A 21,965-nucleotide genomic window follows, 5' to 3' on the forward strand; every position below is an offset into this window, starting at 1 on the left:
CTCAAAAGACAAAGCCTAAATTTTACTGCTGATTGTAAGCAGTTCTAACACTGACTTTGTACTTTATCCATTATAAAATCCTGTTTCAAGACAATATTTAATATTCTATTGCTGCACCATCAGCTTTTCATACCGCACAACATTATCAACCCGCACCTGTAATACATATTGTCCTGCTGTTAAACGTACACCTGCAAAATTGGTTCTGCTCAATTCATATATCTGCAGGCCCTTTAACTGAAATCCCATATTCTTTGATGCCACAACCTGACCTTGGATATTCATCAGCTGAATACTCACCTTTCCACTCTTTGGCAACTCATACCTGATTGTTGAAGTTTGCTGAACAGGGTTGGGGTAAACGCTCAACTTAAATTCATTACTGTTGGCAATAATGTCCCTGATACCTGTTGTTACATTACCTCCGGTTATATTCTGATTGAGATATACCCTGTATTCACCGGGAGGAAGTGTTACATTATATGTTGATCCTGTTACATTGATAGTACCCCCCTGAGTATAATTATACCATGTAGCAAATCCCGGAGGAATTACAACATCCTGTGACTGCTGAACTACATCGAAATTGGCAACAACAACATATTTCAGATCAGCATGATCCACAATTACAGTCTTTACTAAACTGTTTCCTAAATTAGTTCCGCTGGCAAGTGCTGATGTGCGGAACGCAGTTGGTTTTTGCTGACGCAATCTTGCCATAGCTGAATAAGTATCGTATAAACGGCGGCGGCTCAATTGTTGATAATAATCCCAGCGGATAGGTTTTGGATCGAGGCGGCAATTATTATTGATTGTCCCGTTTACACAATAATTTATCGGGTAATCATAACCCAGTTCTCCAAACTGCCAGATCATTTTAGGGCCGGGAACTGCCATCAAAATGGCAGCCATTGCTTCTGTCCTGCGAATAGCCGTGGTAAGATCTTTAGGATTATGTACTCCTGAATTGGAAGTATTTGTATTGGCACTGTTGAGTGTATTATAAATCACTCTTTCTTCATCATGACTTTCAGCAAACGTAATTAAACCGGGTTTATCAGTAAGGTTAGTGGAGCCCCAGCGGTTAATCCAAAATGCATTATTAATATCTGATTCAGATGAAACTCCTTTTACATTTCCTGTAAAATTATACGTCATATTACCCCAGAGCATCATCCCGTTTCTTGCCAGTTCAGCATCTTCAGTTGCAGCTGCAAAGTGTTCTAAAATACAATACGAACCCGGTGATACAACCTGCATTGAATCATAATAGCGTTTCCAGAGATTAATTCTGTCCTGGCTGTATTGTGCCATATTGCTTTCGCAGGGACTGGTGCAGGTACCGTAATTCTGAGTAGTAAACCCTTTACTCAAATCCCAGCGAAAACCATCTATGCGGTATTCAGTCAGCCAGTGACGGATGAACCGGGAAACATGTAATTTGGTAGCTTCTGTATTATGATTAAAATCATTGAATACATTATAAGGATGCTGCGCTGTTTGATAGAAGTAAGGGCTGTTAGATGCAGGCTGACTTGATGAAGAGTTCCACCACATGGCAGCCAATGGTGATTGTCCTGTTGCATGATTAAAAGCAATATCCTGTATTACTGAAATGCCAAGACTATGCGCCTGATCAATAAATGCTTTCAATGCATTTTTTGTACCGTAGGCTTTATCAGGTGCAAAATAAAAACAAGGATTATATCCCCAGCTATTATTACCGTCAAACTCATTGATCGGCATAAGTTCAATGGCATTGAAGCCAAGGCTCTTGATGTAGTTTAATGTGTCTTTTAATGTTTGCCAGTTTTGAGCAGCTGTAAAATCTCTCACCAGCATCTCATAAATCAACAAATCTTTTTTATCAGGACGCACATAGCTGTTGCTGGTCCAGTTATACGTTGCTTCACCAGGTGTAAGTACACCTACAATGCCGCCTGTAGTTTTTCCAGTTGGATAGGCAGGTATGTTTGGAAAAGTTACAGCAGAAATATATTGATCGTTGTTCGGGTCAAGCACCAGTTCACTGTAAGGATCTGCTACACGGATAGTATCATCAACAATGTATTGATAGCGGTAGTTTGTTCCGGAGGTTAAGCCGGTAATTCTTGTCCAGAAATAATCACCATCTTTCTTTAATAAGCCATCGCAGGTTTGTAACCAGTTATTAAAATCGCCAATGATTGAAACTTTATTTTTTAATGGCGCATATAAAATAAGAACAGCTTCTGTATTATTATTTTCATAGGTAATTCCATCTTTTAATCCTGCCGGTCTTGCTCCGGTTGGGTAAGACGCTGGTGTAATGCTGAAGTTAACAGTATCTCTTTTGAAGGTTCCGTTATCATCAGCTTCAACCGTTATCAGGTGCTGACATTCTGTTGTAACATTTGCAGTGCCGCTTACTGTTTGAGCTGCAGCGGCTGTGCCTATCTGTGTTCCATCATAACGGATAGTGAGTGTAGCATTTTTAGATGATACAGCTGTAACAGGAATTGAAGCCGGAACAGAAACATTAATTGGCTCAGGCACCATGTTATACATAGGCTGCATAAAAGGAGACGTAAACCGAACTGCAAATTCACCGGCCGCATATACCGGAATAAACATATCACTGCCATCCGAATTTGCCTGTTTGATAGTACCCGGACCATCCCTGAAAAGAATGGCTACTTTTAAAATCGTTTCTCCTGCAGGAACCCCTCCGGCGGCTGAATTAAAAAAAGCACGGATATTAGGAATAGTATATGTCCATTTATTGGTACCGGCTGCTGTTGCCTGTGAAGCTGCACCAGTGCTGCCCCATGCAAAGGGAGCATATTGCCATTGAGTAGAATTTGCACTGAGATTGGTAATAACGCCGATGTGTACATAAACCGGTCCGGCAAAACCCTGCAACCCTTTATTTCCTTTTGTAGCATCCATTGTTATAACAAGGTTACTGTTATCCAATGGAAAGTCTGGAGCAAAACTCAATAACTGAGCCTGCGAGATGAATGTCATCAGCACAGTAAACAGTAAGAGTATTAATTTTTTCATAATGCAATCCGTTAACATCAGCTCTCCCGGTAATACGTTAAATGAAGCAGGATTTTTTAAACCCAGCCATCCTCCAACGAAATATTACAAACCTCTGCAACTTTTGTTTAGTGCAAACGTTTTCACCCTGCAAAGCTAAACCACAGTTGAGGTTACTATTTGAACAATAATTCCAATTTATAGCACTATATTGCCATGATTTTTACCTTAGTTGCATCAATTTACAGTGAAATATGATGAAAGCCGAACTCGAAAAAATTGTTCCCGGAGAGGATAAACCCATCCTGGTTGCTTACCGGATGAATCTTCCTTACCTGGAGTTTTACTGGCACCATCACCCGGAATATGAGCTGACGTATAAAATAAATGTGGCCGGAAAGCGAATCGTTGGCGACAGTTATGAGCAATTTGAAGCCGGTGATCTTGTACTGATAGGGCCTGATATGCCACACACCTGGGTAACCGACAGGAAAATAAAAAATATGGACTGCGATTTTGTTGTCATCCAGTTTTCAGGGTCATTATTCAACAGTCTTTCTGGCTTAACTGATTTTGAAAGCATCAAACGCCTGCTGCAAAACTGTAAACATGGTTTGGCATTTAAAAACAGCGCCCCATTTAAAGAAATGATTCTTTCACTCCCCAATAAAACAGGAGTTCAAAAAATTACTGATTTCCTTTTACTGCTGGAACAGCTGGCCAAACAAAAAGGGAGAAGACTCGCTTCTTCTGAATATGATATTTCGCAGGCAAAAAACAAAGAATACAGAATCAATAAGGTTTGTACCTACCTGGAACAGCACTATTCCAAACCCATCAGCATCAGTGAAGCTGCAGCAATTGTAAATATATCACCCAGTGCTTTTTGTAAATTTTTTAAACGTGCAACCGGTAAAACATTTTCTGATTATCTCAATGAAATCAGAATCGGGTATGCCTGTTACCAGCTGATTGAAACAGATAAACAGATATCAACCATTGCCCGCAGTGCAGGGTTTGAATCGATCACTTATTTCAACCGTGTGTTTACAAGAAAAAAGAACAGTACCCCAAGGGCATTCAGAAGTGAAGCAAACTGATTACTTCGTATAAACTGTTTCTCCGTTACAGATTGTTTTCAGTACTCTGGTTTTCAGGATCTGTTCAAATGTTGCCGTCATAATATCAGTATCAAGGATAACAAAGTCAGCAAACTTTCCTGTTTCAATACTTCCTTTTTCCTTTTCTTCAAAGTTCGATTTAGCTGCCCAGATCGTCATTCCTTTTAAGGTTGCTTCTCTTGTTAATGCATTTTCAGTTTGAAATCCTTCAGCGGGCCAGCCCTTTGCATCTTTACGGAACACAGCTGCATAAAATGTTTTCAGCGGATCAATATCTTCAACAGGGAAATCAGTTCCCAGCGGAATCCATCCATTTTGTTTTAATAAATCATTATAAGCATAGGCTCCTTTTACACGTTGAGTTCCCAAGCGTTTATCAGCCCAGTACATATCACTTGTTGCATGCGTTGGCTGTACACTTGGCACAATGCTGTACATGCCGAATAAATTAAAATCATGTTCATTCACTACCTGTGCATGCTCAATGCGCCAGCGCAGATCATTCTTTTCTTTTAAATATTTACCATACACATTTAAAATGGTTCTGTTACCACTGTCGCCAATGGCATGTGTACACATCTGGAAACCTTTATTATAAATAACTGCAGCAACTGAATCAAAATGCACCGGGTTACTTAATAAAAAACCAAGATGACCGGGTTTGTCTGTATAAGCTTGCAGTAAGCAGGCACCTCTTGAACCCAATGCACCATCAGCATATACTTTAAAGCTGCGGACGTTTAAACGATCGGTCTTAATCATTCCTCTTTTGAAAATGGCTTCATAATTATTTTTTGCATCACTGAGCATTACGTACAAACGCATTTTCAACTCGCCGCTTTGATTCGCTTTTTCAATCTGTAATACATTTTCATAACTCAATCCGCAATCATCAATTGTTGTTAAGCCAACTGCAAAACAATTTTGTTGTGCTGCTGTTAATCCTTCTTTGATCTGCTGATCAGTTGCCGGAGGAATGTTTGCAGAAACTAAATCAACTGCATTATCAATTAATACACCTGTTGGCTTTCCATCTTTCAAAATCACATCTCCTCCAATCAGTCTTGTTGAAGCAGTTACTCCACTATTATCCAGCGCCAGTTGATTTACAATGGCAGCATGACCATCCACTCTTGTTAAAATGACCGGATTGGTTGGGAAGAGCTGATCTAATTTTTCTTTGGTTGGATATTCTTTTACTTCCCAATCATTCTGATCCCAGCCTCTTCCAATAATCCATTCGCCGGGTTTTGCGTTTAACTCTTTTGCAAAATCGCTGAGGAGATGCAATACATCTTCCCAGCTTACAGTACCCGTGAGATTTGCTTTGCGTAAATCCAAACCATAACCAAAGAAATGTGCATGTGCATCAATAAAACCAGGATATAAATATTTTTCCTGCAAATCAATGGTTTCTTTCGCTGCATATATTTTCTGTAATTCAGCTGTTGAACCGATTGCAACAATTTTCCCGTCTTTCACAGCACCTGCTTCTGTTTTTGAAAAAGAAGAGTCAACGGTATACACAGTACCGTTGATCAACAACGTATCAACCGTCGTCTTTGTATTACACTGGCTAAAGACAACAACAACGAGCAGCAAAAAAAATAATCGGTTCATGTTTTAAGAATTGATGACGAATTTAATTTGTTTTGTTGTTAGTCCTTGTATTTTTACTGCCAGATTTATTTTACTATGTATTCTCCCGAAATAACCAAACAACTTCAGCAAACTACAACTGTATTACTTCAACATCTCACTAAAAATGGGATAGATAGAAAAAGTATTGCAGATTTAAGAGAAGTACTTCGTTTTCATGAATACCGGTATTACATCCTCAACGATCCATTGATCAGTGATTATGAATATGATCAGCTGTATAAATCACTGGAGAAGATAGAAGCAGAAGAACCCTCACTCATTACGCCTGATTCACCAACCCAGCGTGTGGCAAAAGGACTGGGCAATGATTTTAAAAAAGTACAGCACCTTGTTCCTATGCTGAGTTTGGAGAACTCATACAATGCTGACGATTTAATTGTCTGGGACCGGAAAGCAAGAGAAGCAAGCGGACTGGATGAAATAGAATACTGTGTTGAACCAAAATTTGACGGTGCAAGCATTTCATTGATTTATGAAGATGATATGCTTGTTCGTGGTGCAACAAGAGGCGATGGAACAGAAGGTGAAGAAATTACTACCAATATCCGCCAGATCAAATCCATTCCTTTATCTGCTGCCTTTTCAACATACGGCATCAAACAGATTGAAATACGTGGTGAGATTTTAATGAGTAAGAAAAATTTCAAAGCGTACAATGATCAGCTGGCCGAAGAAAATCTTCCTCCTCTTGCCAATCCACGTAATGCGGCCAGCGGCAGTTTACGGATTAAAGACTCAATGGAAGTTGCAAGAAGAAACCTTGAAGCGTTTCTATATCATGTAGGTTATTTAATGAAGTACGAAGTAAAAAGTACGAAGTATGAAGAGATCTTAACTCATAGCGATGCATTGAAAATGATGTGGAACTTAGGCTTTCGCAGTCCGGAGAAAGAAAAGAAAATTCTGAAAGGTGTAAAAGCAGTTGTTGATCATATCAATGAATTTGAAATTAAAAGAGATGAACTGCCGTATGAAATTGATGGAATGGTCATTAAAGTAAATGATCTTCAGTTACAGGATAAGATGGGCATGACCAGTCATCATCCACGCTGGGCCATTGCCTATAAATTCAAAGCCAGACAAGGCACAAGTAAACTGCGTGCTGTTGAATACCAGGTGGGAAGAACAGGAGCTGTTACTCCTGTTGCCAAGATTGATCCTGTTGCAATTGGTGGGGTAACGGTTACAAGTATTTCTTTACACAATGAAGAGTTTATTGCTGAAAAAGATCTGATGCTGAGCGATACTGTTTTGGTTGAACGTGCAGGTGATGTAATTCCCTACATTGTTAAATCAATGCCTGAATTACGAACGGGCAAAGAAGAAAAAATAAAATTTCCAACCGAGTGCCCTGTGTGTAACAGCAAACTGGTCAAGCCCGAAGCTGAAGCAGTATGGCGTTGTGTAAATTATCATTGCGAAGCACAGATTGTTGAACGCATTATTCATTTTACCAGTAAAGATGCCATGGATATCCGTGGTATGGGTGATGCTAATGTGCGCAAGTTTTATGAACTGGGCTATTTAAAAGATATACCAACACTCTATCAATTACCATTCGACAAAATAAAAGGACTGGAAGGTTATGGTGCAAAGAGCGTTGACAACCTGCAGACAGCAATAGAGAATTCAAAGAAGCAGCCATTATTCAGGTTGATCAATGCATTAGGCATTCGTTTTGTTGGTGAAGCAACGGCAAAAACATTGGCCAACTCAACCAAACATTTGTTAGACATCGCAACTAAAACACAGGAAGAATTACAGCAAATGGAAGATGTTGGTCCAAGAGTTGCAGGCAGTATTCATGAGTTTTTCAGCAACCAGGAAAATATTGATATACTGAAACAACTGGAAGCACTCGGTCTGCAACTGAAGAATGAACAGAAAGACACAAAGCATGATGGAAACCTTACAGGTGTTACTTTTCTTTTTACCGGAACAATGCCCACGCTTAAACGCAGTCAGGCCGAAGAGATGGCAGAAGAACAGGGTGGAACAATATTGAGTGGAGTAAGCGCCAAACTCAACTATCTTGTTGTGGGAGAAGATGCGGGCAGTAAATTAGAGAAAGCAAAAAAGATCAGCACCATCAAGATTATTAACGAAGAAGAGTTTGTGTCTTTGTTGAAAAAATAATATCTTGTTATACTTGCAGGTACGGGGTTTGCTGTTGTATATTTAAACTCTCCAATCTTTTAGTATGATCAAAAAACTTCCTGGCGAACAATGGAAACAATTGCAATTTGCCGGTTGGAAACTGTTGCGGAAAAAATATGCCGTTTCAAATTTCGGACGCTGCGCCAGTTTCACAAAGGATGTTACGGAAGATGGGAAATTGCTCAGTGGTTCCATTACAACCGGTTACCGTACATTAAATCTTCACCGTGCTGAAAACAAGGGGACCATTTACTTACACCGGGAAATTGCCAAGCTATACTGTAAAAAAACTTCTCCACGCTGCAAGTATGTGATTCATATCAATCATCACAAAACAGATAATAAAGCATCAAACCTGAAATGGGCAACATTGGAAGAGATGTCGGCACATCAGCAGAAGAGTCCGCAAAAGATTGCTTATAAAAAATTACAGAAAGAACGCAGCTCCACACAAAAAGGATTAAAGCTTACACCTGTGCAGGTGAAGACTATCAAGAAAATCATTACCGATCCCAACCGAAGCATTACTTACAAACAGCTTGCAAAAAAATACAGTGTAAGCGAAATGACCCTGTACCGGATTAGAAGCGGAGAGAACTGGGGAGGAGTGTAATATTATTTGATATCTGATGTTTAAGGTTTGATATTATCAGCTTCAATTCACCATTCAACTTCTGTTGCGTCGCACTCTTGTACATTGTATCTTTATTCGGCAATTAAAAGTGCAATACTTATTTCTTTTTCAATTATCAGTTTAAACTTTCATCTGATTATATGTTTCAGCCGTCAACAATCAAATTTCTAAAGGATTTAAAGAAGAATAACAACAAACCCTGGTTCGATGCAAACCGCAAAGCATATGAAGCGGCCAAAGCAGATTTTGCTGAGTTTGTTGATGCGATTATTCAGAAACACGGAAAGAAAGATCCGGCTATTGCACATCTCAAAGCAAAGGATTGTATGTTCCGCATTAACCGTGATGTTCGTTTCAGTAAAGACAAAAGTCCGTATAAAAGCAATATGGGAGCCAGTATCAATAAAGGCGGAAAGAAATCAATGACAGCAGGCTACTATTTTCACCTGCAACCCGGCGATTCTTTTACAGGAGGTGGTTTATACATGGCCATGCCTGATCAACTGAAAAACATTCGCCAGGAAATTGATTATAACTGGAAAGAATTTCACAAGATCATCAGCAGTAAATCATTCAAAACAATCTATGGCGATTTGTATACGGGAGAGGATATGAAACTTACCCGTCCGCCAAAAGGTTATGAAGCTGATAATGTGGCAATTGAATATATCAAACTCAAAAGCTGGATTGGCTTTCACAAACTCAGTGATGCTGATGTAACTTCAAAAGATTTGCTGAAAAAAACAGTTACTTCCTTCGAAGCATTAAAACCTTTGCTTGATTTTTTAAATGAAGGAGTGGAAATATAAAAAATAAACAGGTTTAAACAAGGGCTGCTTGGCCAGCCCTTTTAACATATAAAGTTTGTAATTATTAATGACTTGCCAGGTATAGTACTTCTTCTTGAGTTAGAATTCGATTCCAGATATAGACGTCATCAATTTTGCCTATAAGACTATTATTTGCATCATTTGGGCTTAAACCACCAATTCGCCAATATCCATTATATCCTTGGGCAGAAACAATTTGAGAATTTTGAACCAACAAAGAGCCATCAACATATATTTTTGTTCCTACATTACCCATGGTTACAACACAATGGTGCCAGTTTCCATCAATAAAATTACCAGCTCCAGTCAGAGTCCCTCCACCGTTTCCAAACGTATAAAAATTAATTGAGCTTTGTGTTAAATAAATTGTTCTATCCCAATTTATATTATGTGAACATTGTCCTTGGTCAAAAGAAAAAATGAATTGGGATGTTTGTATTTGATTGCTCGAATTAAACCATAATGAAATCGAAAATATCTGAGGATTGGTTTGTTGAATTGAAGTACAAACTAAATCAGAACCCATATTAAATCGCAATGATTTATTTGCATTACCAAACCTATCTGGATTAAGAATTGCTTGCCCAACCAAGTTCCCATTGTTACTATTTCCACTCTCATCGTTAGCATTACCATTAAATGGATAATGGGCAATTAAACCACTACTCAAGTTAATGTTATTTGTTGCAAAACTAACTTCATTTCCATATCCTGTCCCATTACTATTAGAAGCATAAGCCCGTATATAATAATTGGTATTTGTGCTTAAGCCTGTTATACTACTTGTAAAACTTCCTGTCCCTGTACCATCGGTGGTTTTTGAAGCTAATGCAATTGTAGGGCTTGGGCTAGCACTCCATACAATTCCTTTAGCAAGTATTTGAGTTCCGCCATCACTGGAAATTGTGCCCCCACTTACTGCAGAAGATGCTGTGATTGAACTTACGGCCGTGGTAGTGAGTAATGGAACACCATTCGTGGTTGCACTGGCTTCGTTACTGTAAGTTAGTGATTGACCTGCTGAATTATAAGCATAAACCCTGTAGGTATAAGTTGTATTTTGAGTAAGCCCATTGTCATTAAACGTATTAACATTAGAACTTACAGTTGCAACAACAGAATATACCCCTGTTCCAACTTTTCGCTCTACCTTAAATCCGCTTTCATTGGTTGAATTGTCTGTCCACAAAAGAGTGATCTGACTTGTTGATACTGTTGTAGCGGTCAATGATGCTGGCGGCAAGGGTATAATTACCTTTTTCTTACAACCAAGAACTGACAATACATAAAGTGCTGCATAAAAAAAATACTTAACTGTTTTCATTGCTATTTAGTCCTACTCATTTGGCTTTTCGGTTACGCCCCGTTTTAATAGTTTCAGGTCTCTATGTTTTTCATGCGGCCGGCAACGGCCCTTTAATTAAAAGTCTTTCAATGCAAATTAGAAGTCACGATTGTCACTGTTCTCTGCTTCGTAATTAATCAGGTAATAGATTACGTAATTAAAAAATGAATTTTCAAGTATTGGTATAGCAGGTGGTTACAAATAAGTAAATTACATTATGTAAGATTTTCACAGGGTAACCTATATTCGTTTTATGAAAAACATCGTTGCTTTACTTTTTTCTACGCTTTATTTTATTAGCTATTCCCATGGGCAGAGCAACAGTTTTTTTTGGGAGAAACTAAAAGGCCAGCCTTATAAATATATTCAGGTGCATCCTGCCAGTGAATTTTCACCCGGAGAGTTAGATACGATGGTCAAAAGGAATAGAATTTACCCCATAAAAAGTGGAAAAAGATCTTTATTATTGGATTAATGGAACGGGCCGGCTATATAAATTAATCAATGATTCATTAGGCAAGATTTCTTTTATTAGATTAGACTCAACTGAGGTTTTTGGTTACAACTTTGGCGCATACCCTTTCACATACAAAAACAACATATACACATTAGGCGGATATGGTATTTGGAGGGTAAATGGTCAATTACGGGTTTTTTAATCAAAAGGCTAAGGAATGGGATATAATTAAACTCAATAAAGAGATCCCGGTCGTTTGGAATTGGGAGGGGGAGATTGTATGTTATGGTACAACCCAGAATCCGGGAAAATATATCAAGCTTTTTATTACAAATTTAATCAGGCTGTACGTAATGAAAACACTGTTATACCTGAAGTATATGTTTTAGACCTACAAAAAGGAGAATGGTCAAAACTAGGAAACCTCCATGTCAGCATTTCATCACAATCTGGTAAAATTAAAAATCTTGCCATGTCTCCATGGGGATTATTGTGCTTCACAGATTTCAAAATTTTTCTTCTTTCATTTGAAAAAAATAAAATTTATACTTTAAAGGAAACGGCTCAGTATAAACAGAATCTTTACAGGGCATTCGGTAATACTTTTTTCTTTCTTGACTCAACTTTATACTTCACAAATACAAAAATTAATAAATTAGATTCTATTCGAATCAGCTTAAATGATTTTGAGAATGAAGGTGCAGACCTATATTCAAGTTCGTATAATTATTGGTATATCACTTATTTTGTTCTGGCTGCACTTATTATAGCTGTATTATTCTTTTACCTTAAAAGAAAAACCCAAAAACAGTTATTCCCTTCTAACCTGCTTTTAAGCGGATCTACTTATCTGCAATTAGAAGAAAGTGAATCTGAAATACTCAGGCTATTATATGAAAATTCACTTGCCAATAGAACCACTTCTATTGACGAACTAAACAAAACAATGGGCTTAAGTAAAAAAAATACAGATATTCAGAAAAAACAAAGAAGTGATATGATTCTTTCCATTAACCGGAAAGTTTCGTTACTCACCAATCAAAAAGAACCTGCCATTGATAAACAACGTTCAGATTTTGACAAAAGAAGTTTTGAGTATTTTATCCCGGTTCAAAGAATAGCGGAAGTAAAGGGTTTAATAAAGGAACCCCACCCTGATAAATAAGTTTATGAAAGAGAATCATCCTCCCTGCCGTCTTTTCGACCGCAGGGAGAAATCTTACCCATAATATTCCCTTCTAATTCATGAGATTTCTCAAGCAAGAAACTGATGCTCCGCATCCTCTTGCTTTCGAAATGACGATCCTATAATAAGTTCTTCGACATTAAGTATTCTGCAATCTGTACAGCATTTGTAGCCGCACCTTTACGCAGATTATCACTTACCACCCACATATTTAAGGTGTTGGCCTGAGTTTCATCTCTTCGTAAACGTCCAACAAATACTTCATCTTTTTCCTGTGCATCCATTGGCATAGGATATTGCTGTGCAGCAGGATCATCAACCAAAATAACACCCGGAGCTTTGCTGAGCAGATCCTTCACTTCGTTCAAAACAAAATCATTGGCGAACTCTACATTCACACTTTCACTGTGTCCCCCCATCACAGGGATACGTACCGTAGTTGCTGTAACGCCATGGGATATTCAGCATCACTTCCTGCAACAGCTTTCTTTCTTTCACCCATTAACTGGTCAACAGCTTTTACACCAGTACCAGTTACACTCTGATAGGTTGAAACAACCACACGTTCAATTTTATACCTCTGATGCAATGGCTGCAGTGCAACCACCATCTGAATCGTTGAACAGTTGGGGTTGGCAATAATCTTATCTTCTTTCGTTAATACTTCTGCATTTACTTCAGGCACCACTAATTTTTTTGTGGGGTCCATGCGCCATGCACTTGAATTATCAATCACAGTAATTCCTGCTTCCGCAAACTTAGGTGCCCACTCCTGTGATGTACCGCCACCAGCACTGAATAAAGCCACAGCAGGTTTTGCAGCAATGGCATCGGTCATACTAACCACCTTATACTTCTTTCCCTTAAACTCTACTTCTTTACCCACTGAGCGTTCACTTGCAACGGGGATTAATTCTGTAACGGGGAAATTCCGTTCTGCCAATACCTGTAACATTTTGGTTCCTACAAGACCTGTAGCGCCAACTACTGCAACTTTCATTTTGTTTTTTTTGTTTTTAATGTTAAAAAATAAACTTTCGATTTTTGCTTCACTCCCTTTAAGGTTGGGGCAAAAAAACAGGCCTTCCATTTCGGGAAGGCCTGCAAGTATGTTATTCAAAACGTACAGATTCACCTTCCCCTGCGGAACTGTTTCTTTGTGCGTTTTGTATGTTTCATTGTCATCATTGCGGCCCAAAAGTAAAGTACCATTTGCTTTCAACCAAATTGTTTTATAAATTTCACAGATATATTGGGCAAACGTTTGAATAACACTATTTCTTTCATGAATCGTTCACTCCTTATTATAACAACTGTTTGTTTGTGTTTCATTAATGCAACTGCTGTTTCTTCGCAAAACAGGTATGATGTTGTGATCACTGAAATTATGAGCGATCCAACACCGCAGATTGGCTTACCCAACTTTGAATGGATTGAAATTCGCAATACAACATCATTACCCATTAACCTGCAAAACTGGAGAGTGGGCGATGGCAGCGGTGTTAGCGGACCACTGCCGAATTTTTTATTACAGCCCGACAGTATTGCCATCATCTGTGGTACAACTGCTGCTGCAACCATGCAGCACTACGGAAGAACATTTGGCGTGACATCTTTTCCATCATTAGATAATGATGGTGAAATGATTTTCATCCGCAGCAACACAGGTGTTACTATTCATGCTGTTGAGTACAACAAAACCTGGTTTAACAATGCAGTGAAAAGTGATGGAGGCTGGGCATTGGAAATGATCGACATCAAAAATCCATGCAGCGGCAGCAGCAACTGGAAAGCAAGTACAGATGCAAGAGGAGGAACACCGGGTATAAAAAATTCAGTTGATGGAAATAATAAAGATCAAACACTGCCAATGCTCATCCGTGCATTTGCAACAGACAGTGTAACGGTTGTTTTAAACTTTGATGAACCATTAGATAGTTTAAGCGGGGCAACTACTGCAAACTATCAAATAAGTGATGGCATTGGTTCACCTGTATCAGCCGTCAGCATTTCACCGCTGTTCAATTCAGTACAACTGAAACTGTTAACTCCTTTACAACGAAATAAAGTTTATTCCATTACAGCCAATAATGTTACAGATTGTGCAGGCAATGCAATCAGCGCATTTAAAACAGTAAAGCTTGGATTGAGTTCAACTGCCGACAGTCTGGATATAATCATCAACGAACTATTATTCAATCCAAAAACAGATGGAACAGATTATGTGGAGATTTATAACAGAAGTAACAAGATCATTAACCTCAGCAGTTTATTGTTAGCCAACAGAAGCAGCACGGGTGTAATCAGTAATCTGAAACAACTGACTGTACAAAACATCGCTATGTTTCCCGGTGAATATTTGGTATTGAGTGAAGATGAAACAATCGTTAAGCGGCAATACACAGCAAAAAACTTATCTGCTTTTATCAATGTTCCTTCCATGCCTTCTTACTCCGATGATAAAGGGATTGTTGTATTGGTGAACAATGCAGGAGTTGTTGTTGATGAACTGGGCTACGATGAGAAATGGCATTTCGCTTTGATCACAAATGCTGAAGGAATTGCGCTGGAACGGATTGATCCAAATACAAAAACGCAAAACAAAGACAATTGGCACAGTGCATCCAAAGACGCCGGATATGGCACACCTTCGTATCAGAATTCACAGTTCAGAATTGATCTGCAGGTGAAAGGAGATATAACTTTAACCCCTGAAATATTCTCTCCCGACAATGATGGCACAGATGATTTTTTAACCATTACTTACCGTTTTCCTGAAACCGGTTATGTAATGAACATCACTGTCTTTGATGCAGGAGGAAGACCTGTAAAAGCTTTGCAGCGAAATGCCATTTGCAGTCAAACCGGTTCTTTCCGCTGGGATGGGTTAAATGACAAACTGCAGCAATTGCCCGTTGGACCATATGTGATCTTTACAGAAGTCTTTAATCTGGCAGGAAAAGTGAAACGGTTTAAAAACCAGGTTGTACTTGCAAGAAGATTTTAAATCAGGTATGCCATACTTATAGCCTTATCTTAAAAAAATCATTCTAAGAGTTGAAGTATGGCATACCTCTATAAATTCCATTGCTGACATATTCATTGTTATAGTAACTTTCAGCAATGATCAGCCGTAAAAAAATATTCTACCCCATCACTCCGCTGCTGCGTAACTATCTAAGGGTTTATCAGCATGAAGGAAAAATGCCCGTCTCCTACAGCGATCTGAAATATTATTCTGAATCTGTTCCACTACTGGATGCATTTGGAAAAGATACCTTTTGGGAAACCATCATTTATTCGCAAAGTGAAATACAGCATATTCATGATGGACTGAAAGTGATTTACGCCAAGCTGAAAGCAGCCGGTGATTTAAAAGCATTAACACATCTGTATATTGAACGGATTGATTACTGCACGTTTGGGAACTCTCATCCATTTCGTATCAGAATCGTTAATAAGTTCAATGATGTGTATGATTATTTCTATGTAAAAATTGGTGACGCCTCCCGTGTATACGGATTGGAACTTGAACATTTATTATCTCCCAACCCTGTCCATTATCTCACTGATGAAAACACTTTGGTGGAAGAACATATTGCCGGCATTCCCGGTGATCAGTTTTTAAAAATGATCCCCAGGCGGCCTGAATACAATATGAAACGTATTGCCAAAGAGTTTGTGAAATTCAATGAACGCTGCTTTCTGAGGTTGCTGGGTGATATGCGGGCTTACAATTTTGTGTTTGTTATTACTCCTGATTTTGATGACTACCAGTTCCGCATCAGGGCCATTGATTTTGATCAGCAGTTTTATGAAGGAAGCAAGAATATTTACATGCCGCAGTTTTTTAAAGAAAACTATCCTTTTGTTGAACTGGTGCAAAAACATTTAAACAAAGAAGTGATTCAGCAATACCAGCAGGAAGAAAGGGCTGTATTGGCCAGGCGCTTAAAAGCAGAACGGCACAGGCTGAAAGACTTAAGGGATGTACTGTTGAAAGAACAGGTATCAACACCTGAAAAAACAAAACAGCTTGCATTAGAATTAGCAGAGCATTACCAGGATCCAATCTTTGCCAAATGTACAAGCATGGGTCAAATCATTGACCGCAGCTTAAAAAAAGCATTGGTCAGTCGCTGATATTATTAAAGAGAGAAAAGAAAAGGTGTAAGCCCGTTTTCAAATTCTTGGTTGTAAATGAGAAAGTTTAACTCCTCCGGTAACAGCGTAATAACAGGCACTTCTTCTTTGGTTACATAAAATTTTTTGTAAAAACTGCCGGTATCAGTCAGCAGTTCTTTTTGCAGGTAATTAAAAACACACGGAGTATTTTAATATTGGCACCCACATAATTATCATAATGGCGGCAATCAAGGTACAGGTAGTCGGTAAACTTTTTATAAAACCGGTTCCAGTAATTTTTTTCAGTTATCAATTCTCGTTTGTTGAGTTGATGAACGGGCCTGATGCGCAGGGCGAATTGTTTTTCGGTTGCAAATTTCAGCAGCAGCTTAAGGCAGTAAGTATAGTTTTGAATACATCCCCCGGTGAGTGCCCTGCCATTAGCCTGCAAACGGCGGCCGGTTTTGCAATCTTTGATAAAGCGCTCAAACAGGGGCAGTAATTCCAGTTCTTTTTTGTTGTTTTTAACGGGCATACATTGAAATTTTAGATGCATAAAATAGTCCATTTTATACAGAATTTGGTATAAATTGAGCAGGAAACAGTTCTTTGAAAAGCAAGTGCTGCATAGCTTGCGAAAGAAATGATTACTATCCCTTTGGGATGATGATGCCCGGGCGTAAGTTTAATGCTGCATCGCTTTACAGGTATGGGTTTAACGGAAAGGAACAAGATCAGGAAACTTATGGAGACGGTAATATTTATGACTATGGGTTTAGGATTTATAATCCGAGGTTGGGTAAGTTTTTGAGTATTGATCCTTTGACAAGCGGATACCCTTTTTATACACCTTATCAATTTGCCGGAAACAAACCTATAGTTGCAATTGATTTAGATGGATTAGAAGAATACTTTAAAAATGTTATAGATCAGATGACATTTGGCTTCAAAGTTTTGGCAAAACAAACGAATTCAACGTATACAGCATCTGTCGGCTTTGATATAAAGGCTGGATATGGAGTTTTCTTTGGTGGGGCAGGAAGTGGTTCAATTGGACTTGGAATTGATGGAAATGGTAATTTTGCCTTTACGGCAACGAATCAGTCCTGGATTGATTTATTCAAAATATTTGGCGGATTTGCGTGGGGATCTAAGGGTAATGAAAATAAAGAGGGTACTTATGACAAAGATGCGATAACACTTGGAGGAAATGTAGGAATTGAATTTTCAGGCGCATGGAATAGGTCTTCCCATATTGAAGGATTAGCAGGAGAAACAAAAGAATATGAGTTTGATTTTGATATTTTTGAATTCACAATTGGTAAAGGCAATGATAAACTTAGTAGTATTGAAGTGTCGATAGGTCCTGGTTTTGGTATACCTTCTATTCAAGTATCAACGACAAATACAAAAGTCATAGGTATGAATAGCCAGAATGTAAATGACTTAGTAAATGTTTTACTTGAAGCGGAAAAGATTTATAATGATAATAACGGGAATAATTTGAGGCCTTTAAATCAAAAAATCAGTAAAGGATTCCTTTGGAAAAATACTGGTGATAATAAATATGAGTTAATTATTAAAGTATTATACGAATATCAGAATGGAGAAATTAAAGAACTTTTTTCAAAAACAGCATTGACACTCTATCCAAAAGATGGGAATTATATGAGAACAGGAGAAGTAGCTGAAACTGAAAGTGATAATAACAAAGAGAAAAAATAATGCATCGAATAAAAATATTTTTTTTCTCGCAGGTCTGATCGTACTCGTCATAATTGGCTATTTTATGAAGAATCGTTCAAATGAGTCGATAATTGAAACTGCGAGGAAAATTGCATCAAAAAAGCAAGAAATTGAGCTCCTTACTAGAGAATTAGATTCGGTCTGGCGGGAAAACCGGATGACTACTTCGATCATCTTGCAAATCCATGACAAGAGGGACTATCTTAAAGCAAATTGCTATAATAATGATACGCTGCTTTTGGAAAAAAAAATGCCAAGAGCTTATTACATCAATAGTATAACGTCTAATGATATCATAACAATCTATAAGTACACAAAAGAATATCTGTTATTACGAAGATTTATCAAAGGGTTTAGTCGTGATGAGTTTAGTATGATTTTTTTTATTTCAAAAGTGCTATCTCAAAATGAAGCTATCAAATTTATTCAATCCAACTTTCAAAATGTGAAATCTGTCCAGATGATGTCGAATGATGTCTTCCTTTTTTCGCAGTCAGAGAATTAAGAAAAAAAGGTTTCTCTTTCCCAGCAACGCCCCCGCTATCCGTAGTGTTCAATACAAATCATACTGGTAAACTGTTGCTCAGTATTGATAAACAATTGAGTGCTATCCTGAGTTTGCAACTCAGGATATTTAATTAATACATTTTCAGCTTTTGTACTGCTCTGTATCTTGTCTGTAGCTGCAAACTACAGACAGCTTTCATCTTTCTATTTATTACTCATCTTTTACCACTACCAGCTTTACTTGTTTGGAACACTACGGATAGCTGAGCTACTCTTCTTATTTCGATTGTTTCGGAAGAAATTCCAAAACCCATTTCAAACTATCTGGGAAAGGAATGTCATACTCTTTAAATATTCGTGGCTCCATAAGTAGTTCTTTGTGACCATGTACAGGGTCATAAAGAACTGGAAAATACTTATTTTCAAAACTTAGGTTTCCTTTTAAATCTTTTGAAGAAGCAAAACCAATAAGTTTATGTTTGTTGTAGTAAAATTCATACTTCAAAACATATCCTGCTTTTGTACTAATTTTCCAATCTAGCGTAAATGCAGAAAGAAGTAATCCATTTTCTTTTAACTCTTTGGGCTTATTATAAATGTCGTTGTAAAAAAGGTAGCCCATCAGTAAAATTACCCCTGCAACAAGTATCAAATTTATCTTCTTGTTTATTTGATTATTCATTCTCTTTCTTTTTAGTAGCTGCTTCGCTAATAACATTTAAAGGAGCCGCTGCAGAATTGCCGCTTAATTCACCGAAACTTCTAGCAGTTACTTCTTTAAACCCGACAGATGAAAACTTTTTTTCTACCTTTTCGCCTAATCGGCCGCCTTTTTTCTCAGCAACGTCTCCGCCTCGGGACGTTGCGTATTACGAAGCTAAGAATTAACTTCATACTCAATGCCGGTAAAGCAAAACATACCGTTTAGTGATGGAATCTTCTCCATTACCTTCACCTGCACTAGTTGGTTACCTCTGATAGAAAGGGTAAACGGATTTGATATTGTATATAACTGGTTTAATCATTTAAAATCAAAAGGACATTATATCATCGGCTATGTAATCATGCCCAATCATGTGCATGCTGTTATTGGTTTCAGAAAGACGTTTCAATCCATTAATACAATCATCGGTAACGGCAAACGTTTCATGGCCTATGAAATTATCCGGAGACTGGAAGAAAGAAATGAAACAGATTTACTTGATCAACTGAGCAGTTCGGTTGAAACAGAACGAAAGAAAAGAAAGAAAAAGCATGATGTTTGGGAACTGTCGTTTGACTGGAAGATTTGTGAAACAGCCAAGTTTATTACACAGAAACTTGATTATTTTCATGCTAATCCATGCAAAGGGAAATGGAACCTGTGCGCCACCCCTGCTGATTATGTACACAGTTCTGCAAAGTTTTACTTAGATGAAGAGCAGGGTGTTTATGAAGTAACAGACTATACTGAAGTGTTGAACATGGATTTAACGGTAATGATGGAAGATGGTGCTGCTAATGACGCAACGTCCACATCAGCTATTTGCTAACTTTCATCTTTACCTATTGGGAGACGTTGCTGGGAAAGAAAGTCGCTGATATATCAGCAGCGTTAAGTTAAACCCGGCTTTTAAACCAACTCAATATCAAAATTCACTAATTGCACAAACTGCTGAATACGGCTTTCGATATCTTTTCTTGAAATTTCTTTGAGTCGTTCAGTACCAAATTTTTCTACACAGAAACTTGCCAGCGCACTTCCAACAATAATAGCAGTTTTCATATTTTCAAAACTGATATCTTTTGTTTTGGCAATATGTCCAATAAATCCTCCTGCAAACGTATCACCTGCACCGGTTGGGTCAAACACTTCTTCTAACGGTAAGGCAGGAGCAAAAAACACATTGTCTTCATGAAACAGCAATGCACCATGTTCGCCTTTTTTAATCACCAGGTATTTAGGCCCCATCTGCATAATTACTTTGGCAGCTTTTACAAGCGAATACTGTGCACTCAATTGACGTGCTTCACTGTCATTCACCATTAAAACATCTACTTTACTCAACACTTTCTCCAGGTCAGGCATAGCAATTTCCATCCAGAAATTCATCGTATCCAGTACAACCAGCTTTGGTTTTACTTTCATCTGGTCAATTACTGCAAGCTGAACAGCCGGGGCTAGGTTGCCAAGCATCAGGTATTCACAATCCTGATAGCTGTCGGGAACTATTGGATCAAAATCAGCCAGCACATTGAGCTGAGTCTCCAGTGTATCACGGGTATTCATATCGAGGTGGTATTTACCACTCCAGAAAAAGATTTCTCGTTCTCTTTTATTTGAACGCCTTCGGTTACAACACCTCTTGCTTCCAGCATTTGCAGTTCTTCCTTTGGAAAATCACCCCAACCACAGATAATTGCTTGATGGGTTGGGTAAAATTGGAAGCACTCCATGCAATATAAGTGGCTGCGCCGCCAATAATCCGATCGCTTTTACCAAAAGGAGTTTCAATTGCATCAAATGCCATGGAGCCTACAACTAATAAAGACATAATAGATTTATTTTGATCCCGGTAATTATCGGGAGGGCAAAGGTAATGGGAACAGGCTTACAGCAAAAGGATTCAAATAAAAAAAGCGTTATCAAAACTGATAACGCCTTTATGAAAACGAACACTCCGCTTTATTTCTTGTCGCTGCGGACAAGATCAAAAAACTTGTTGTCGCTCATACCAAGCCAGATCATATCAATCTGCTCGATGTCGAATGCTTTATCAAAGCATACATATTGTATATGATTTTTTCCGGCTTCTACTGACCAGGTGCAGGCCAGGTCACCATCTTCAGCTTTTGTTGTATAGCTGTAAAACAGATCGTTGTTTTTTAACTTGATGTAGATCTTGTAATCGTTCCACTTCAGAGTATTGGCGCCTTCCTGGTTAATGACAGCCATACGGATCTTTGTGTAACCGGTACCATCATCACGGGTAATGAATTCGTTTTTGTTTACATAAACCCCAATCAGGAAGTTGATGGTTTTGCTTGGATTGGAGATGCTTTCATAATAATAGTAATCGCTTTGAGCTTTTGCAGTTACGGGAGCGGCCATAATTGCTGCTACGCAAATCAGAGTAAGGAGGAGGAGTTTCTTTTTCATGTTTTTGTTTTTTGGTACCGTAAAAATAGAGCAGA

Annotated in this window: 15 protein-coding genes and 2 pseudogenes; 9 read left to right on the plus strand and 8 right to left on the minus strand. The window is 38.3% G+C overall.

Annotated features, from left to right (window positions below; translation table 11 throughout):
- Positions 1-105 precede the first annotated feature (105 nt).
- Complete coding sequence (locus IPK31_05990) at positions 106-3,042, minus strand: T9SS type A sorting domain-containing protein (GenBank protein ID MBK8087515.1); 2,937 nt, start codon at positions 3,040-3,042, stop codon at positions 106-108.
- Positions 3,043-3,278: 236 nt separating this feature from the next.
- On the opposite strand from IPK31_05990, the gene IPK31_05995 reads away from it, so the two are divergent.
- Positions 3,279-4,121, plus strand: a complete 843-nt coding sequence (locus IPK31_05995) for a helix-turn-helix domain-containing protein (protein ID MBK8087516.1) — start codon at positions 3,279-3,281, stop codon at positions 4,119-4,121.
- Here the strand turns inward: IPK31_05995 and IPK31_06000 are convergent, their stop codons facing one another.
- Positions 4,122-5,762 (minus strand): amidohydrolase, encoded by a 1,641-nt coding sequence (locus IPK31_06000; protein ID MBK8087517.1) that lies wholly within the window; start codon positions 5,760-5,762, stop codon positions 4,122-4,124. It abuts the gene before it with no gap.
- Between the two features lie 75 nt (positions 5,763-5,837).
- On the opposite strand from IPK31_06000, the gene ligA reads away from it, so the two are divergent.
- The 3 genes from ligA (at position 5,838) to IPK31_06015 (ending at position 9,404) form a co-directional block, all read left to right on the plus strand.
- A complete protein-coding gene (ligA, locus tag IPK31_06005) occupies positions 5,838-7,940 on the plus strand; it encodes an NAD-dependent DNA ligase LigA (GenBank protein ID MBK8087518.1) in 2,103 nt (700 codons plus the stop codon).
- Between the two features lie 64 nt (positions 7,941-8,004).
- On the plus strand, positions 8,005-8,574 hold the full coding sequence (locus IPK31_06010; protein ID MBK8087519.1) for a hypothetical protein: 570 nt from the start codon (positions 8,005-8,007) through the stop codon (positions 8,572-8,574).
- 161 nt (positions 8,575-8,735) lie between these two features.
- A complete protein-coding gene (locus IPK31_06015) occupies positions 8,736-9,404 on the plus strand; it encodes a DUF2461 domain-containing protein (GenBank protein ID MBK8087520.1) in 669 nt (222 codons plus the stop codon).
- 64 nt (positions 9,405-9,468) lie between these two features.
- Here IPK31_06015 and IPK31_06020 read toward each other — a convergent pair whose 3' ends face one another.
- Complete coding sequence (locus IPK31_06020) at positions 9,469-10,749, minus strand: fibronectin type III domain-containing protein (GenBank protein MBK8087521.1); 1,281 nt, start codon at positions 10,747-10,749, stop codon at positions 9,469-9,471.
- 734 nt (positions 10,750-11,483) lie between these two features.
- Here IPK31_06020 and IPK31_06025 point away from each other — a divergent pair.
- Positions 11,484-12,392 (plus strand): hypothetical protein, encoded by a 909-nt coding sequence (locus IPK31_06025; GenBank protein ID MBK8087522.1) that lies wholly within the window; start codon positions 11,484-11,486, stop codon positions 12,390-12,392.
- Between the two features lie 140 nt (positions 12,393-12,532).
- Here IPK31_06025 and IPK31_06030 read toward each other — a convergent pair.
- A pseudogene (locus IPK31_06030) lies at positions 12,533-13,413 on the minus strand (aspartate-semialdehyde dehydrogenase).
- Positions 13,414-13,698: 285 nt separating this feature from the next.
- On the opposite strand from IPK31_06030, the gene IPK31_06035 reads away from it, so the two are divergent.
- Entirely contained in the window at positions 13,699-15,420 is a 1,722-nt protein-coding gene (locus IPK31_06035; protein MBK8087523.1) for a lamin tail domain-containing protein, read from the plus strand.
- A 116-nt stretch (positions 15,421-15,536) separates the two neighbouring features.
- Positions 15,537-16,556: a hypothetical protein gene (locus IPK31_06040; GenBank protein MBK8087524.1), complete on the plus strand. Its 1,020-nt coding sequence runs from the start codon at positions 15,537-15,539 to the stop codon at positions 16,554-16,556.
- Between the two features lie 148 nt (positions 16,557-16,704).
- Here IPK31_06040 and IPK31_06045 read toward each other — a convergent pair whose 3' ends face one another.
- Complete coding sequence (locus tag IPK31_06045) at positions 16,705-17,073, minus strand: hypothetical protein (GenBank protein MBK8087525.1); 369 nt, start codon at positions 17,071-17,073, stop codon at positions 16,705-16,707.
- Positions 17,074-17,147: 74 nt separating this feature from the next.
- Here IPK31_06045 and IPK31_06050 point away from each other — a divergent pair, with 74 nt between their 5' ends.
- The gene (locus IPK31_06050; protein ID MBK8087526.1) at positions 17,148-18,263 is read left to right on the plus strand and encodes an RHS repeat-associated core domain-containing protein; all 1,116 of its coding nucleotides are present in this window, start codon (positions 17,148-17,150) and stop codon (positions 18,261-18,263) included.
- Between the two features lie 805 nt (positions 18,264-19,068).
- Here IPK31_06050 and IPK31_06055 read toward each other — a convergent pair.
- On the minus strand, positions 19,069-19,473 hold the full coding sequence (locus IPK31_06055) for a hypothetical protein (GenBank protein ID MBK8087527.1): 405 nt from the start codon (positions 19,471-19,473) through the stop codon (positions 19,069-19,071).
- Positions 19,474-19,690: 217 nt separating this feature from the next.
- Here IPK31_06055 and IPK31_06060 point away from each other — a divergent pair, with 217 nt between their 5' ends.
- The gene (locus IPK31_06060) at positions 19,691-20,323 is read left to right on the plus strand and encodes a hypothetical protein (GenBank protein ID MBK8087528.1); all 633 of its coding nucleotides are present in this window, start codon (positions 19,691-19,693) and stop codon (positions 20,321-20,323) included.
- An 80-nt stretch (positions 20,324-20,403) separates the two neighbouring features.
- Here the strand turns inward: IPK31_06060 and IPK31_06065 are convergent.
- Positions 20,404-21,325: pseudogene (locus IPK31_06065) on the minus strand (sugar kinase).
- A gap of 131 nt (positions 21,326-21,456) precedes the next feature.
- A complete protein-coding gene (locus IPK31_06070) occupies positions 21,457-21,930 on the minus strand; it encodes a hypothetical protein (protein ID MBK8087529.1) in 474 nt (157 codons plus the stop codon).
- Between the last annotated feature and the right edge of the window lie 35 nt (positions 21,931-21,965).

The sequence above is a fragment of the Chitinophagaceae bacterium genome, from assembly GCA_016713085.1.
Taxonomy (GTDB): domain Bacteria; phylum Bacteroidota; class Bacteroidia; order Chitinophagales; family Chitinophagaceae; genus Lacibacter.